We start from the raw sequence: 14,778 nt of genomic DNA on the forward strand, positions 1-14,778 counted from the left end.
GCCTCCTGCCGGTGAATGGATACCGGCATTATATCACGCGCGTTCACAGCGCTGATAGGCGAAGCGACCAAGAGACGCGCTCGAGATCCGACGCCCCTGCCCGCATGCACATTTGGCGAAGTCTTGCCGCGAGATCCTCGTCGCGCGTGGCAATGAACAGTCGGTTTTGGGCGGTGAGCGGAAGACCCACGGGAAGATCCAGCAGTACGGGGAAGGAGGAGCGCATGACGTCCAGAAACCCCCTCCAATACGAGGAGCGATATCCTGCTGTAATGAGGTTGTACACCACCGTCCCGCGATTCGAGGTGACGCGAGCGAGGCAGGACACCGTTCCCGGGGCGAGGCAGGGTTGATAAATGCTCGCCTTCAGATACGCGTCTACGAAGACGAGGTCGTAGGTGGCGGCGTGGGGCGAGGAGATGAACTGCACGCCATCTCCAACCCAGTAGTTCGCCTCGCGGTGAGACGGCGCCTGGAAAAACTCGATTCCGAGGGTCAGCACGGTCTCGTCGATCTCGACGCCATGAAGGGCCGCCTCCGGATGAAGGCGGCGAACATGGTGGAGGCTCGTCCCCGCCCCCACGCCGATGGCGAGAAACGCCCGAATCGGCTCATGAGCCTCGGCGAGAGCCGCGAACGCTCGTTGATACGGAAAAACGGGGCGCTCAGGCCGGGCGAGATCGAGCGCCCCCTGCCAGCCGCCGTTTCGCCCGAAACGCATCTGTCGAATGCCCTTCTCTTCGACGACCTCAATCCAACGATGAACCGTACCTGGTCCCGCGTACAAAAGCTTCGTATCCTTCAACCCCTGTCGTGCGCGAATGTCCATGCTCGCTATTATACTGCACACACGCGCATCGGCCGAGAGGTCACGCTGCAGCCATCGCGGGTCGACGCCACACGCGCACGATCATCGGCCAAAAGGGGCGCACGAAGCCGAAAAACATCTGAAACATGCCAAAGTAGCGGAAGACCCGGGGCAGAAACGCCAAGATGCTGAGCACGTCGTCTCACCCCCTCCATCGTCTACTGAAGGGTATGTCGCATCCGAGTCGTGGGTGTGGGCAGCCGTCCGCTGGGCGCAAGATGGCGGCGCCCCGCGCGCCAGGCGAGTTCCATGAGAACCCATTCGATGGCGCTCGTCGTGACCGGAGCGCCGCGCGCGGGCGCATCGAGTCCCCCTATTTTACCGATGTCGCCGATGCCGACGATGAGCGGCACATCCAAGCCGCAGAGCGCGTCCACGGTGTCCCCCGCGACGAGGTAGGCGTCCGTCTCATGTCCCTCCTTGTCGACCGCATGCTCGACGCGGCGGCCGTGACAATCGACGCTGAAGTCGACGGGTGTTCCGCGCACCCCTCCCGTGTGCGAAGCGACGGCCAGAATGGCGGCGATTTCGACCGACGGATGCGCACCGAGGACCCGCAGCGCAGACTCTCCTGCCGCCTCGGCGGGATCGCCGTTGTCATCCAGCATGACGATGACCGGATCGCGCGGGGCGGCCTCAACGCACCGCACGAGTTCCACGCCACTCAACCGTGTGGGATTTCCCCGGCTCTGCGCGACGAATGAACACCCTGTGCGCTTCGCTGCGATAGCCAGGGCTCGTGCAGCGACGCGATCGCCGTCCGTCACCACAATCACGCGGCGGGGATGCGAGACCACGTGGCGCAAGTGCCTCACCCCTTCGGTTTCGCAAACACGGCGGCGAGAAACGCGAACACGATGGCGGCGGAGATACCCGCGCTCGTGACCTCGAAGATGCCGGTGATCACGCCAATCAGCCCGTGAATCTTCGCCTCGTGCATGGCGCCGTGCACAAGGGCGTTCCCGAAGCTCGTGATGGGCACGGTCGCGCCAGCGCCGGCGAACTTGATGAGCGGATCGTAAAGCCCTAAGCCGTCCGCCACCGCGCCAGCCACAACGAGGATGGACATGACGTGCCCAGGCGTGAGTTTGGTCGTGTCCATGATCACTTGCCCAATGGCGCAGATGGCGCCACCCACCAAAAACGCCCACAAGAACGTCCACGCCGACATGTCAATCCCCCCGTTCGAATGCGATGGCGTGCGAGATGGACGGAATCGTATCCCCTTGCTGAGCGCTGACCTGCGATAGCAGCGCTCCCGTGGCGCACACCAGCAGCCGGTGAATGTGGCCGCGGTCCATCTCTCGGAACAGGTGTCCGAAGGTCACCAGGGTGCTGCACGCAGCCCCGCTGCCGCCCGAAAACACCTCAGGCTGATTTTCGTCATAGATCATGGCGCCACAATCCTGGACCCGCTCCTCTGCGACCGTTGCTGACGCCAACCCCTGTTCGACGAGAAGATGGCGCAGGATGTCCAGCCCGACGCGGCCGAGATCACCCGTGACGACGAGATCGTAGTCGACGACAGAGCGGCCGGTATCTTGCAGATGCTGTCGCAACGTATCACACGCGGCCGGCGCCATCGCCGCGCCCATTTCCCATGGGCACCTGACGCCGAAGTCCGCGATCTCGCCAATGGTTGCGTGGGTGATTTGCCACTTCCCACGGCCTCGCGCGAGGATGGCCGCGCCAGCGCCCGTGACGGTGCGCTGAGCGGTTGGCGGGCGCTGGACGCCGTACTCCGTGGGATATCGGAACTGGCGCTCGGCCGTGCTGGTGTGACTCGACGTGCCGACGAGGACGACATCCGCAAATCCGGTCGCCACAGCCAGACCAGCCACGGCAAGCGCCTCGCAGATGGAAGCGCAAGCGCTGTACACGCCCAGCATAGGCCTGGCCAAAGGCCTTAACCCCATATAGAACGATGTCAGTTGCGCGTTGAGATCCGCGCCGACGACGAGGTCGAGATCGCTCGGATGGACAGCCGCTTTTTCGCACGCGATCTCGGCTGCTCGGCGAAACAACGCCTGTTCCGCCCGTTCCCAGGTGGCTTGCCCAGCGCGATCGTCATTTACGCGGACGTCGAAGGCGTCGGAGAGCGGGCCTTGCCCCTCCAAGGAGCCAGCCACGGTCGAAGTGGCCTTGACGGCTACCTGGCGTTCGCCGAATGCCCACGTGGAGCGCCCTAGTCTTGCCACACGTCATCGCCCCTTCTAGAGGTGCTCCACCACGTATCGGATGAGCGCGATGAAGAACGCGCTGACAACCCCGTAGACAATGACGGGACCCGAGACCTTGAACATGTTGCCGCCCACGCCCGCCACGAATCCCTCGCTGCGGTGTTCCATGGCGGCGGACGTCATCGTGTTGGAAAAACCTGTAACAGGTACGGCCGATCCGGCGCCAGCCCACTGCGCAAATCGGTCGTAGACGCCCATGGCGGTGAAGATCGCTGCTAGCAGGATGAGCACGGCGACCGTTGGATTCCCGGCCTCGGTGGGCTTGAAGCCGCCATACCGCACGAACAGGGCTTGGATCGCCTGTCCCAGTTCGCAGATGAGCCCACCGACGATGAAGGCTCGCACCGTATTTCGGAGGATGGGCCGTCCGGGCGTCAGGCGATTCACAAGCGCGTGGTACCGGGCTTGCTCCTCGGGTGTCGCGATTGGCATGCAAAATCCCCCCATCTCTTCTCGTCTATGTAACATGCCCCGAGGGCGCGAAAAAAGCCGCCCTTGGGCGGCGACAAGTTGTTCCAGAGACGATGTTATTCCAGTTCCTGTCGAATTTGCTGCAGGATTCGCTTTTCCAAACGCGAGACTTGCACCTGAGAAATGCCCAACACGCGCGCCACGTCGCTCTGCGTCTTATCGCGGAAGAATCGCATGTACACGATGAAGCGCTCACGCTCCGGTAGTCGCCCGATGATCTCGTGCAGCTCGACCTTGTCGAACTTGCCCTCGGTCTCCTCGTCCGCTATCTGGTCCATCAGATAGATGGGATCCCCGTCGTTTTCGTACACGGTCTCATGGATCGACGCCGGTGCGCGAAGGGCTTCTTGCGCAAACACGATTTCCGAAGGCTCCATGCCCATGGCCTCGGCAATCTCGGTGATGTGCGGCTGGCGACCGAGTTCCTTCGCGAGCCGATCCCGCACGTGGCGGATCTGTTTCGCCGTCTCCTTGAGACTTCGGCTCACTTTGACCGTGCTGTCGTCCCTCAGAAACCGCTGGATCTCGCCGATGATCATGGGGACGGCATACGTCGAGAATTTGACGTCGTAAGACAGGTCGAACTTGTCGACGGCCTTCATCAGGCCGATGCATCCGATTTGGAAGAGATCTTCCGCTTCATAACCTCGCCCGAGAAATCGCTGGACGACGGCCCACACGAGGCGCTGGTTGTGAACAATGAGTCGCTCCCTCGCCTCCGCGTCGCCGTTGTGGCTCCGCTCCAGAAGCTCCCGGACCTCTTCGTCGGACAGTTTCTCATATTCATCCACATGGTGTGGAACGGGGCGCTCCTTTGCCTGATCCACGTGCGACCCCCCTCACATCACGTCAGGGGCAGTTCGGAACGTCTTGATGAGCGTGACGCGCGTTCCTTCTCCTGGCTTGGACTCGATCTCCATCTTGTCGACGAAGGTCTCCATGATGGTCATGCCCATGCCTGACCGTTCGAGCTCGGGGCGCGACGTGTACATCGGTTGTTTGGCGAGGTCCACGTCGGGAATGCCCACGCCCCGGTCCTCGACGACGACTCGCACGCGATTTCCGTACAAGGCGCACTCCACGGTCACCTCGCCGATCTCGTCCGGGTAACCGTGAATGATGGCGTTTGTCACGGCCTCCGACACCGCCGTTTTCAATTCCGTCAACTCTTCCATCGTCGGATCGAGCGGCGCCACAAACGAAGCGACCGCCACGCGAGCCAGCGACTCGTTCTCCGACCGGCTCGGAAACACAAGGCGCAGATAGTTGTCCACGCGCACGTCTTCGGCCACTCGTTCCACGGCCATCACGCTCCCAGGATTGCTGCCACCGCAGCTTCTTCAGAGTCGTAAACGGGTATCACCTTGAGCAAACCCGACATTTCGAAGAGCCGCCTCAACGTCGGGTTGACTTCACAAAGCGCCATTTTACCCCCGTGCTCGGAGACGCTTCGATACCGGCCCAGAATGAGTCCGAGGCCCGAACTGTCCATAAAATCGATGTTCCGAAACGACATCACGAGACCCCGGTAGCCGTGCTCCGCCAATTGTTGTTCGATCCGGTCCCTCATTTGTTCCACGGCGTGGTGATCCAGTTCTCCCTTTAACTCGATCACCACGATTCCTCGCTCTAATTTGGTCTCGACAGACACCTTGCATCCCCTCTCCTTATGCGGTCTGGTCAAGAAATTCACGGCCTAAACGGGGAATTCCTGCCCATTGACAAAAGTAGTGGAGAATCTACTGAATTCGACAACCAAACGATGACGCATCAGAGGCGCTGGCGGTACAATGGAAAGGAGAAGATAGGAGGCGAAGTATGGAGACGCTTGGTCAAAAGATTCGCGCGCTGCGCAAGGCGCGAGGCATGACGCAGGCCGAACTCGCTCGAGGACTCGCAACCGCCAGTATGATCAGCCAGATCGAATCCGACAGGACAATGCCGTCTGCCCAACTGCTGACCCAGATCGCGGCGCGCCTCGGCGTCGATGTCTCCGAGTTCCAGAAGCAACTGGCCGGATCGTCTGAGGAGGCTCACACGTATCGCCGTGCCAAGCAACTTGCGGAACAGGGACACTATGAAGAAGCCATTCGGCATTTTCTTTCGCTCTCCTGGCCGCTTCACTCGCAGTTTCGCCCGGAACTCGTCTTTCAGGATATGGGAGACTGTTATTTGAAGGCCGGAGACTACGAACAGGCCGCCCGCCTCTACGACGCGTTGGTCTTCGCGGGGTTTGCGCGAGGCGACATGTCGAGCGTGGTCCGAGGCTACTATTACGGGGCTCTCGCGCGGCGGCGGTTGCAGCGAGACGAGGAGGCCATCCTATACTTGCAGCGCGCGCGCCAAGCGCTCGCGGCGTCTGGGCTTCAAATGCCCCTCCGTCTGAAGATCGAGATGACCCTCGCGCGGCTGCTCCTCCAGTATGGCCCCGTGGCCGAGGCGCGGTCCCTCTACGAAGGCATCCTGGCGCGCGACACGGAACCCATGTCCACGGTCGATCGCGCCCACGCCCACCACGGACTCGCCTGTGCGGCTGCAGCCGTCGGCGACTATCGAGCGGCCATCGAACATGCGGGGCGCGCCATTGAGCTGCACGAAGACGCTGGCAATCGCGCCTTGGCGATGCGCTGCCGCATCAATTTGGGAGCGTTCTTGCGACTCGGAGGAGATGTTGCGGGCGCACTGTCCCATCTCCTCGACCTGGAGGATAGGACGAGTCCTCGAGACGAAGTCCTTCGGGTTGCGCTCGATCACGAGTTGGCGCTGACCTATCAGGCGCTGCATCAGCCTGCGTCCGCGATGGATCGCGTATCCCGAGCGCTCGCGATGACCCGGGTCGGCCCCGAGATCCGAGCCCAGCTTCACCTGCTCGCAGCCTCGCTGAACCTCGAGTTGGGCGATCTCGACCGGGCCGAGTTGGAGCTTCGCGCCCTCGACGCGCTTGTCGCCGAGCATCCCGACATCGCGCCTTCGGGGTACCTCCATCTGAAGGCCGAAGTGTATCTGCACAAGGGGAGCACCCCCGAGATCCTGCAGCTCTGCGAGGAAGCCGTCGCCCGGGAAACTCAGCGCCATCCCGAACGGCCATGGGCTGCGCCCGATCGATTCTGGCTATTTCCCCGCCAATAAGAAAAAACGCGCCCAATCGACACGGTTCGCGCCGCCTGAGGCGGCGCGTCCTGCTTGATGGCGCGGTTTCATTGGGCTTGGCCGAACGTGATCACTTTCTTCACGGTCTTGCCAAGGCTCTGGAAGAACGTGGCCTTTGGCACGTCCTCCTTCGCGACAACCGGGACATCCGCCACGACGCGTCCTCCCGATTTGACCAGAACATGTCCGACGACCTGGCCGCGGGACACGGGAGCCTTGAGCGTCATCCACTGGATCTCGGTCGTGTACGCGGTGTTGTGGGCACGCTCGGTGACAAAAGCCACGGGCTCGGCCGTCACCGCCTCGACGCGATCGCGCGTGCCTCGTTTGACCGCGACCTGCCCCACGACGTGGCCGCGGGGATAGACCTGAACCGATTTGTAGTGTGCGAATGCGTAATTCAGCATCGCCGCGACTTCGGCATTCCGGACCGTAGGTTTAGGCTCCCCCATCACGACGGCGATCACGCGAAACCCATCGCGCTTCGCCGTAGCAGAAAGACAATACTTCGCCTCCTGCGTGTAACCCGTCTTGAGGCCGTCGACTCCATCGTAAAAGCGCACGAGTTTGTTGGTGTTCACCAGCCAGAGGGGGTGATCGGTATCTTTGCGCAAGTAATCGCTGTACACCGAGGTAAACGCCGTGACCTCGGGATGCATCAGGAGCGCCCTCGACATGATGGCGATGTCGCGCGCACTGGAATAATGGTTTGGAGCAGGCAGCCCGTTGCAGTTAGCGAAGTGCGTGTCGGTCATGCCGAGTTCCTTCGCGCGTTGGTTCATGCGGGCGACGAACGCCTCTTCGCTCCCGTCAAGGTGTTCTGCCATAGCGACGCAGGCGTCGTTCGCCGAAGCGATGGCGATGCCTTTCACGAGGTCCCGCACGGTCATGGTCTCGCCGGGTTCGAGAAAGATTTGCGAACCGCCCATGCTCGCGGCTCGCTCGCTCGCCTGGACGCGATCGGTCCACTTCAGCTTGCCGCTGTCAATCGCTTCGAAGATGAGAAGAAGGGTCATGATCTTCGTGATGCTCGCCATGGGCAGCCGCTCGTGGGCATTTTTCGCGTAGAGCACCTTGCCGGTTGCAAAATCCATGAGGACCGCAGACCGCGCCTGTTTGGCGAGATCGACGCTTGAGGTTGGCGTAGAGGTCGTCGAGCCCGCGTCCGTCGCCTCGCGCATTTGCGCAATCCCAGGCGCTGACGCAGCACGAGCAATCTGTGGCATGGCGCTCGTCGCGATGAGACACAGAGCGCCGAGGCCAAGCCCGAGCGCGCGAGAATGCCGCTTCATCCTGCAACCTCCTCTCTCGGAGTCCACCGATTCGAAATCGGCGTTAGTGTGTGCAAGACGAAGCGGCGCTACGCATCCTCCATGCTTTATGTGTTCACGCGCGGCGGAGATCCCGGAGAAACGATTTCCCGACGGGCGGAAGCGGCACACCGAAGTACTCTGCCACGGTGGCGCCGAGATCGGCGAAGGTTTCTCGCTCGCCGAGATCGACGGGCCGGGCCATGTCGAGATGGTAGGCGAGAATCGGGACGCGTTCGCGCGTGTGATCCGTGCCAGGGACCGTTGGGTCGCAGCCATGATCGGCGGTGATGACCAGGAGGTCGCCCGGGCGAAGCCGCGACAGCACGCCCTCCAGATCCGCGTCAAACGCTTCGATGGCGCGGGCGAATCCCACTGGGTCATTTCGGTGCCCATACTTCGAATCGAAATCTACCAAGTTGGCGTAAATCAAGCCGGAGGTCTCGCTGTCCATCGCCTCCACCAGCTTTTGCATGCCATCCCGATTGTCCGCGGTGTGCACCGCCCGCGTGATGCCCCGATGGTTGTAAATGTCTGCGATTTTCCCAATCCCAATCACAGGGTATCCGGCGGCCTCGATGACATCGAGCACCGTCGGGCCGAAATCCAGCGAATAGTCCCGGCGGCGATCCGTTCGCACAAACCGCCCCGGTTCGCCGACGAACGGCCGCGCAATCACCCGACCCACGGCGTGAGGACCAACCAGGATGGACCTTGCGTATTCGCACCAATCGTATAACGTCTCCACGGGCACCACGTCTTCGTGCGCAGCGACCTGAAAGACGCTGTCCGCCGAGGTATAGACGATGGGCCGGCCCGTCTCGAGATGCTCTCTCCCATAAGCCTCGATGACCCAGGTGCCAGACGCCGGGCGATTGCAAAGGACCGGTTTGCCCACATACCGCTCGAACGGCTCAATGATCTCCGGCGGAAACCCGTTCGGATACGTCGGCATCGGCTGTGACAGGACAATGCCCACGAACTCGAGGTGACCGTTCGTCGTATCCTTCCCGGCGGATCGCTCCACCATGGTGCCATACCCGCCCACGCCGACAGGCGCTACGCCGGCGATGGGCGCAATGCGCCCCAGGCCAAGGCGTTCAAGGTTGGGAACTCGCAGTCCGCCCACCGCCTCCGCGACGTGCGCAATGGTATTGCTTTGAACATCGGCCTCCCCGTACTCCGCGGCATCCGGCGCCGCGCCGATCCCACAACTGTCGAGCACAATCCAAATGAGACGCTTGTCCAACCCACATCCTCCATTCGTATTACGCCCGCGGATGCGCGTTGCGATACACCTCGCGCAGCCTATGCGGTGTGACGTGCGTGTACCGCTCCGTCGTCGAGATGTCGGCGTGTCCCAGGAGTTCCTGAACGACTCGGAGATCCGCGCCGCCCTCCAGTAAATGGGTGGCGAACGAGTGCCGAAGCGTGTGCGGTGTGACCTCGACCGATACGCCTGCCTGCTGTGCATAGCCCTTCAAGATGTTCCAGAACCCTTGCCGAGTGAGCCGCCGGCCAAAGCGATTGACAAACACCGCGCCTTCTCCCCGGTCCCGCACCAGAAGCGGCCTGCCGTAGCGCAGGTACAGACGGAGGGCATCCTGGGCCATCTCGCCCAGTGGCACCACGCGCTCCTTCTTGCCCTTTCCGAACACGCGGACGAATCCGGCGGCCAGCTCGACGTCTTCGAGCGACAGCGCCACAAGCTCGCTCACACGCATCCCCGTGGCGTAGAGCGTCTCTAGCATGGCGCGATCGCGCAGTCCCATGGCATCCGGTCGACGGACGGCGGCCATCAGCCGTTCCACGTCCTCTTCCGAGACGACCCGAGGAAGGTGCTCGTCCGGAGCCGCCACCTCGATGTGCGCCGTCGGATCCGCTTCGAGGACGCCTTCACGCAGAAGGTAGCGGAAGAACGAGCGAAGCGCAGACATCCTGCGAGCAATGGTCGTCGATTTCATGCCTCGCCCCTTCAGGTCGGACAGATAGCGGAGCACGGCCGTACGGTCCGCATCTCGGATGGTCCGATGCTCTCGCGCGAGGTAGCGACAGAAATCGGTCAAGTCTCGCGCGTAACTTGTAGCCGTATTTTCCGAGAGACCTCGCTCCAGCCGGAGATGATCCAAAAAGGTGCGAATGTCTGGGTCCACCGCATTTCACCCCCTGCGTGCGACGATTGAGCTTTCACCGCGGATGCCGCATGAGCTCGTACAGCCGCTCGCGATTGTCCGGCTGCACGGCGACATCAAGCAGCGCGATGTTGCGCGTCTCCTGTCCGCAGCAGGTGCAGCGGTGGACGATCTGGAGTCCCTTCTTCGAGTGATACTCGACGCGCACCGGTTCCATGAGCCCACCGCACGAATTGGCGCGATCGCCCGGATCAACGTCTACGTGCAGAGAATACAAACAGCGAGGACAGTGGTTCCGGCACGTTCGTTCTGCAGGCTCCACCCGGAGGCCGCAGTGCGCGCAGGTGAACGGCTCGTTTCGGCGAATAAACGCAGCCATGGTCATCCTCCCAAAAGCCGGGTCACCATCGGCGGAACAACAAACGCTTGGACAGCCGCCGCGAGCATCACGCCGCCTAGGCACATCACGCTTCTCCCAGTATACCTCACGAACTGAAGCGTCCACTGATAGAGGGGAACGGATTGGGCGACAATCTGATACGAAAACCGGATGGCGTTGACACTCGCCAGGAGAAACGCGAACAGGAAAATGGCCTGATGAACAAAGATCCCGATGGAAGCCACCACAAAACCCTTCCACCCGAATTGAAGCGAGGTGAACGCCACGGCGAAACCCGTCTCGAAGGCGCGCGCGAACACCGCGGCCGCTACGATGGGTATACCTACCGCAGAGGAACCCGCCAGCCACACGAGCGCAAGCCAAGCCGCATCCGAGACAAACCGGCTTGCGAACACCGAACTGCCCGATGCCAGCTGGCCGTGCAGCGTAGCCAACAGGAACGCCTCCAACTGATTGGCAAGCTCCAGCTTGTCCGTCGGCCGGAGTTCTCCAGCCACAATCCCACCAAAGGCGACGCCGGACAGGACCATGCCAAGCAGAAACGCCCAAATATGCGCTTCTTGGGACAGCCGGCGCGCTACCCCTCGCCGCAACCGAAACCAAGCGAGCGAAAGCGACAAAGGCGAGCGCCTGCGGGCCATCCACGCGGTTGCTCTCATGACCGTGCCTCCTCCCGAATCGCGGAGACGTAGACACGACCATGTCTATGACGAGCAGTCGATGAATAGACTCGCTCGAATGCCGACCCTCACGCCTCCTCGATGCGCCCATACCGTCCGGCACCGCCCGGCGAGACAGGCAGTCGGCCGCTCAAAGCTGCCGCAATTCGGGCGGCCAGCTTCGCTCCGACCACGTCGGCGAGCGCCTGTTCAGAAGGCGGAGCGTACAGCAGGGAGACTTCCCCACCGAACGCATCGAGCAACTTGGCGTACGTCCGAGGTCCCACGCCGGGGACAAAGGAGAGGGGAACGATGTAGCGGTAGGGTGCCCGCCAAGGCGGATGAACAGGCGAGTCGTCGTCCGCGATGGCTTCAATCCGATCCCACACTCCCTGCACCAACCCTGTGTCCGCGCCACAGGCACACGATTTCGACGCGACCAGCGCTCCGCAGGATCGGCAACGCGTCCGATAATACTTGCCAAGCGGTGGATAAAGACCTAAATTCATCAACACCGCGCGCCCGCCGAGACGACGGCACGCGGCTTGAATCTCGGTGAACGACAGCTCCTGCAAGGCCAGCACGTTGAATTCGCGCGCGATGGAAGGAAGGCTGTGAGCGTCGGAATTCGACAGAAACGTGAATTCCCTCATTTCCTTCAGGCGATCCGCCATGTCCGCATCCGCCGACAGCCCGAGCTCGACAGCGTCGACGACCTCGAGCGGCATGATGTCCGCGACGCGATCCGCCGCACTGCCGAGGAGCCCCTTGAACGGCGTGAACGCGTGGTGCACGACCAACAGGCCGTTTCTCGCATGGACCTCTTCGGCCAGTCGGGTTGGGTCGGTTCGCGCGACTTGCGAAGACAACCCGGTGTTGCACTGAACCGTTTTCAACCACATTTGAAAGTCAGCCGCCGCTTCGACCGTGGGAAGCCAACATCCGAAGTGCGCGGCGCCATGTTCTGAGACGCGGATTTCCACTTCCGCCCCAAGTACGACCAAAAGTGACCCCTGATACATCAAACCGCCGCCCCGGACCGGAACCAGATGTCCCGCGCGACACAGATCCCGGATCTCCTCGAGCACGGGGTCGCAGACGGCGTCAACGAGACCCACGACGTGCAGCCCCTTCACACGGATTGCCCAGTCAAGGGAGGCCGCCACGGTCAATTGATGCGACGCAGCCATTTTGACGGGCCGGCCCTTTGCGGCTCCCGTGTGAACGTGAAAGTCGGCGAACACCCGCATCACGGCCGTGCCAGCCACCAGTAAAGCGCTACGAGCGTCTTGGCGTCTTCAATTTGGCCCGCCGCCAACATTCGACAAATCTCGTCGCGCGAGAACACTTGAGACTCGACGAACTCATCGCCATCGGGGTGCTCTGCGCCGCGCTCCACGTCGTTGGTGTAGTACACGTGCAGCTTCTCGTTGCTGAAGCCCGGCGCCGTGTAGAAGGTGTGGACCGGCACGAGAAGTCCTGCACATCGATACCCAGTCTCTTCAGACAGCTCTCGCGCTGCCGCCCGCTCGGGCTCCTCACCGGGCTCGAGCTTGCCGGCGGGGATTTCCCATAGCTCCCGTTCACACGGCTTGCGAAACTGGCGCACCAAGACCACCTTACCCGGATCCACTTCTGCAAGCACGGCCACGGCGCCCGGATGTAGCACCACCTCGCGCGTGCTGGTATGGCCGTTGGGCAGTTTCACGGTGACACGCCGCACATCAATGATCCGGCCGGTGAACAGCCGCTCTTCCGCTACCGTCTGCTCCCGCATGCATTTCCCTCCCTTTATCCTACGGCTCCGAAAGCGCCGCCATCAGCAGCCGGGTGAGCCGCGCAAGGCTTGTTTCATGGATCCGCTCTGCCCGCGTATGGGCGCGCTCGTAGCCCACTCCAACGTTGACAGGCAGAAGCCCCATGGACGCGAGCCAATTCGCGTCGCATCCGTCTCGCATACGCGCACAAAGGATGGGCGTGGCCTCCCTCTCCATCCGGCGTCGCACGTCGTGAAGCCACGGGCTGGATCGCACGTCGTAGGCCGGGTACAGGAGGTCAGATCTCACCTCGCGAGGCGCCGTGCTCCGCTCGAGCTCGGCCAACCACGAATCGTAGCGCGCCTTGGCGATCCGCCAGGCGACATCTGGCGAGAACCAGACGGCCAATTCCGCCTCGAAGCCTACCTCCGAGGAAAGAAAGCGCACCAGTTCGCCGGTCAGCCCAGGTCCGATACGTTTTGCAGCCTCCTGCAGTGTCCGCCACACGGAAAACCGGTCGGCTTCTCCGCGCGCGGAGTAGCCTAGCCACAGGCGCGCTTGTCCGTATCCCGCCTCGGCTAGCGTGCCGACCGGCGCTTCCGCATCGACAACCAGCGCGCGCCGCGCGCGGGAGGAAATCCGCCGAGACGCCCGAACGCCGGCGCTTCCCAACTCCTCACCGACCGAAAATAAGATCTCGATGGGCGGATGCCGCCTGCCGTCCTGCACGACTCGCGCCAACCCCGCCATCACCGCGGCCACGCCCGCTTTGTCGTCCGCGCCGAGCGGCACGTCGTTCCCGCTCTCGATCCATCCGTCGGCTCGCCGCCGCACATCGGGTACCCCGGCCCAACGGGTGTCCAAATGCGCGCACACCAAAACCGGACTAAGCGTCGAATCGCCCGGCGCACGTGCCCAAAGATTGGCGGAGACGGTGTCACCGACGGCGACAGGCTCCCAGTCGACGGACAGGCCAAGGTCCTCCAGCCAAGCGGCGCAAAAGCGCGCCGCGCGTTGCTCGCCCCCCGACGGACTGTCGATGTGCAAAAGTTCCAGAAACAAAGCGAGGGCCGACTGCTCGTCGGCCGCACGCGATCCCGCCCTCACGCGGGTGCCTCCGTCATCACGATCTCGCAGGCAAACACCTCCGAGAAGTGGTTGCGGAGGCGACCTTCCCACGCTTTCATGTCCTGAGGCTCACCCAAGACCGCAGCCACGCTCGTCACACCCCGGTCGCGGATGCCACACGGGACGATGACGTCGAAGTCCTGGAGATGCGTGTTCACGTTCAGGGCGATGCCGTGATACGTGACAAATTCACCTGACGGGCGCTTTTTCACCCGCGCACCCACCGCGCAGATCTTATCATCGCCCACCCACACACCGGGCAAATCATCGATGCGACGGCCCTCAATGCCGACTTCCGCGAGCGCGCGAATGACGACCTCTTCCAGGTTGCGCACAAATCGAGCCACGTCATTCCCCCATGGGGCTAGATGAAGCACCGGGTACAGCACCCACTGGCCCGGGCCATGGTAGGTGACGTCGCCGCCGCGATCGACCATGCGCACCTCAAACCCCCTGCGGGTGAGAACCTCGACCGGAAGGAGGATGTTGGCGTCGGACCCGTTGCGGCCGATGGTGATAGTGCGCGGGTGCTCGAGCGCGAACACGGTCTGCGTATCGTCTTCGAGGTTCAAGAGCTTGAGCGCCTGACTCACCTGCATGTCCAGTGCGTCGTCATACGGCACGACGCCTAGCGAACGCCAAACGAGCGACGTGGCCAACGAA

At 62.6% G+C, this 14,778-nt stretch carries 19 protein-coding genes; 1 reads left to right on the forward strand and 18 read right to left on the reverse strand.

Going from position 1 to position 14,778, the window contains the following annotated elements; genetic code table 11:
• Positions 1-43 precede the first annotated feature (43 nt).
• The 9 genes from TC41_RS07575 to spoIIAA form a co-directional block, all read right to left on the reverse strand.
• The gene (locus TC41_RS07575; RefSeq protein WP_014464433.1) at positions 44-829 is read right to left on the reverse strand and encodes a spermidine synthase; all 786 of its coding nucleotides are present in this window, start codon (positions 827-829) and stop codon (positions 44-46) included.
• A gap of 40 nt (positions 830-869) precedes the next feature.
• The gene (locus TC41_RS17045; protein WP_014464434.1) at positions 870-1,004 is read right to left on the reverse strand and encodes a hypothetical protein; all 135 of its coding nucleotides are present in this window, start codon (positions 1,002-1,004) and stop codon (positions 870-872) included.
• A gap of 22 nt (positions 1,005-1,026) precedes the next feature.
• Entirely contained in the window at positions 1,027-1,683 is a 657-nt protein-coding gene (locus tag TC41_RS07580) for a stage V sporulation protein AE (RefSeq protein WP_237699854.1), read from the reverse strand.
• Complete coding sequence (spoVAE, locus tag TC41_RS07585) at positions 1,680-2,039, reverse strand: stage V sporulation protein AE (RefSeq protein ID WP_014464436.1); 360 nt, start codon at positions 2,037-2,039, stop codon at positions 1,680-1,682. Before spoVAE ends, TC41_RS07580 begins: the two co-directional genes overlap by 4 nt.
• A gap of 1 nt (position 2,040) precedes the next feature.
• Positions 2,041-3,066 (reverse strand): stage V sporulation protein AD, encoded by a 1,026-nt coding sequence (gene spoVAD, locus TC41_RS07590; protein ID WP_041695183.1) that lies wholly within the window; start codon positions 3,064-3,066, stop codon positions 2,041-2,043.
• A 15-nt stretch (positions 3,067-3,081) separates the two neighbouring features.
• Positions 3,082-3,540, reverse strand: coding sequence for a stage V sporulation protein AC (gene spoVAC / locus TC41_RS07595; RefSeq protein ID WP_014464438.1), 459 nt, complete (start codon positions 3,538-3,540; stop codon positions 3,082-3,084).
• A gap of 95 nt (positions 3,541-3,635) precedes the next feature.
• Positions 3,636-4,406 (reverse strand): RNA polymerase sporulation sigma factor SigF, encoded by a 771-nt coding sequence (sigF, locus tag TC41_RS07600; protein WP_012811051.1) that lies wholly within the window; start codon positions 4,404-4,406, stop codon positions 3,636-3,638.
• A 12-nt stretch (positions 4,407-4,418) separates the two neighbouring features.
• Positions 4,419-4,886: an anti-sigma F factor gene (spoIIAB, locus tag TC41_RS07605; RefSeq protein ID WP_014464439.1), complete on the reverse strand. Its 468-nt coding sequence runs from the start codon at positions 4,884-4,886 to the stop codon at positions 4,419-4,421.
• Positions 4,886-5,230, reverse strand: a complete 345-nt coding sequence (gene spoIIAA, locus TC41_RS07610) for an anti-sigma F factor antagonist (protein ID WP_008339007.1) — start codon at positions 5,228-5,230, stop codon at positions 4,886-4,888. The genes spoIIAB and spoIIAA overlap by 1 nt, the downstream gene beginning before the upstream one ends.
• Before the next feature lie 167 nt (positions 5,231-5,397).
• Here spoIIAA and TC41_RS07615 point away from each other — a divergent pair, with 167 nt between their 5' ends.
• Positions 5,398-6,708 carry a helix-turn-helix domain-containing protein gene (locus TC41_RS07615; protein ID WP_014464441.1) on the forward strand — a complete coding sequence of 437 codons (1,311 nt, stop codon included), beginning with the start codon at positions 5,398-5,400 and terminating at the stop codon, positions 6,706-6,708.
• A gap of 68 nt (positions 6,709-6,776) precedes the next feature.
• Here TC41_RS07615 and TC41_RS07620 read toward each other — a convergent pair whose 3' ends face one another.
• The 9 genes from TC41_RS07620 to lipB all read right to left on the reverse strand — a co-directional run bounded on the left by TC41_RS07620 (position 6,777) and on the right by lipB (position 14,774).
• Entirely contained in the window at positions 6,777-8,021 is a 1,245-nt protein-coding gene (locus TC41_RS07620) for a D-alanyl-D-alanine carboxypeptidase family protein (protein ID WP_014464442.1), read from the reverse strand.
• A 94-nt stretch (positions 8,022-8,115) separates the two neighbouring features.
• The gene (locus TC41_RS07625) at positions 8,116-9,288 is read right to left on the reverse strand and encodes a phosphopentomutase (RefSeq protein WP_014464443.1); all 1,173 of its coding nucleotides are present in this window, start codon (positions 9,286-9,288) and stop codon (positions 8,116-8,118) included.
• A 19-nt stretch (positions 9,289-9,307) separates the two neighbouring features.
• On the reverse strand, positions 9,308-10,192 hold the full coding sequence (xerD, locus tag TC41_RS07630) for a site-specific tyrosine recombinase XerD (RefSeq protein WP_014464444.1): 885 nt from the start codon (positions 10,190-10,192) through the stop codon (positions 9,308-9,310).
• Positions 10,193-10,226: 34 nt separating this feature from the next.
• Positions 10,227-10,550: an RNHCP domain-containing protein gene (locus TC41_RS07635; protein WP_041695184.1), complete on the reverse strand. Its 324-nt coding sequence runs from the start codon at positions 10,548-10,550 to the stop codon at positions 10,227-10,229.
• Between the two features lie 2 nt (positions 10,551-10,552).
• Entirely contained in the window at positions 10,553-11,230 is a 678-nt protein-coding gene (locus TC41_RS07640) for a stage II sporulation protein M (protein ID WP_041695185.1), read from the reverse strand.
• An 89-nt stretch (positions 11,231-11,319) separates the two neighbouring features.
• Complete coding sequence (locus tag TC41_RS07645) at positions 11,320-12,480, reverse strand: endonuclease Q family protein (protein WP_041695760.1); 1,161 nt, start codon at positions 12,478-12,480, stop codon at positions 11,320-11,322.
• The gene (locus TC41_RS07650; RefSeq protein WP_014464448.1) at positions 12,480-13,007 is read right to left on the reverse strand and encodes an NUDIX hydrolase; all 528 of its coding nucleotides are present in this window, start codon (positions 13,005-13,007) and stop codon (positions 12,480-12,482) included. The genes TC41_RS07645 and TC41_RS07650 overlap by 1 nt, the downstream gene beginning before the upstream one ends.
• A gap of 19 nt (positions 13,008-13,026) precedes the next feature.
• Positions 13,027-14,094, reverse strand: coding sequence for a M20/M25/M40 family metallo-hydrolase (locus TC41_RS07655; RefSeq protein WP_014464449.1), 1,068 nt, complete (start codon positions 14,092-14,094; stop codon positions 13,027-13,029).
• Positions 14,091-14,774, reverse strand: a complete 684-nt coding sequence (lipB, locus tag TC41_RS07660) for a lipoyl(octanoyl) transferase LipB (protein WP_041695186.1) — start codon at positions 14,772-14,774, stop codon at positions 14,091-14,093. The genes TC41_RS07655 and lipB overlap by 4 nt, the downstream gene beginning before the upstream one ends.
• Positions 14,775-14,778 lie beyond the last annotated feature (4 nt).

Source organism: Alicyclobacillus acidocaldarius subsp. acidocaldarius Tc-4-1, assembly GCF_000219875.1.
In the GTDB taxonomy this organism is placed as follows: Bacteria; Bacillota; Bacilli; order Alicyclobacillales; family Alicyclobacillaceae; genus Alicyclobacillus; species Alicyclobacillus acidocaldarius_A.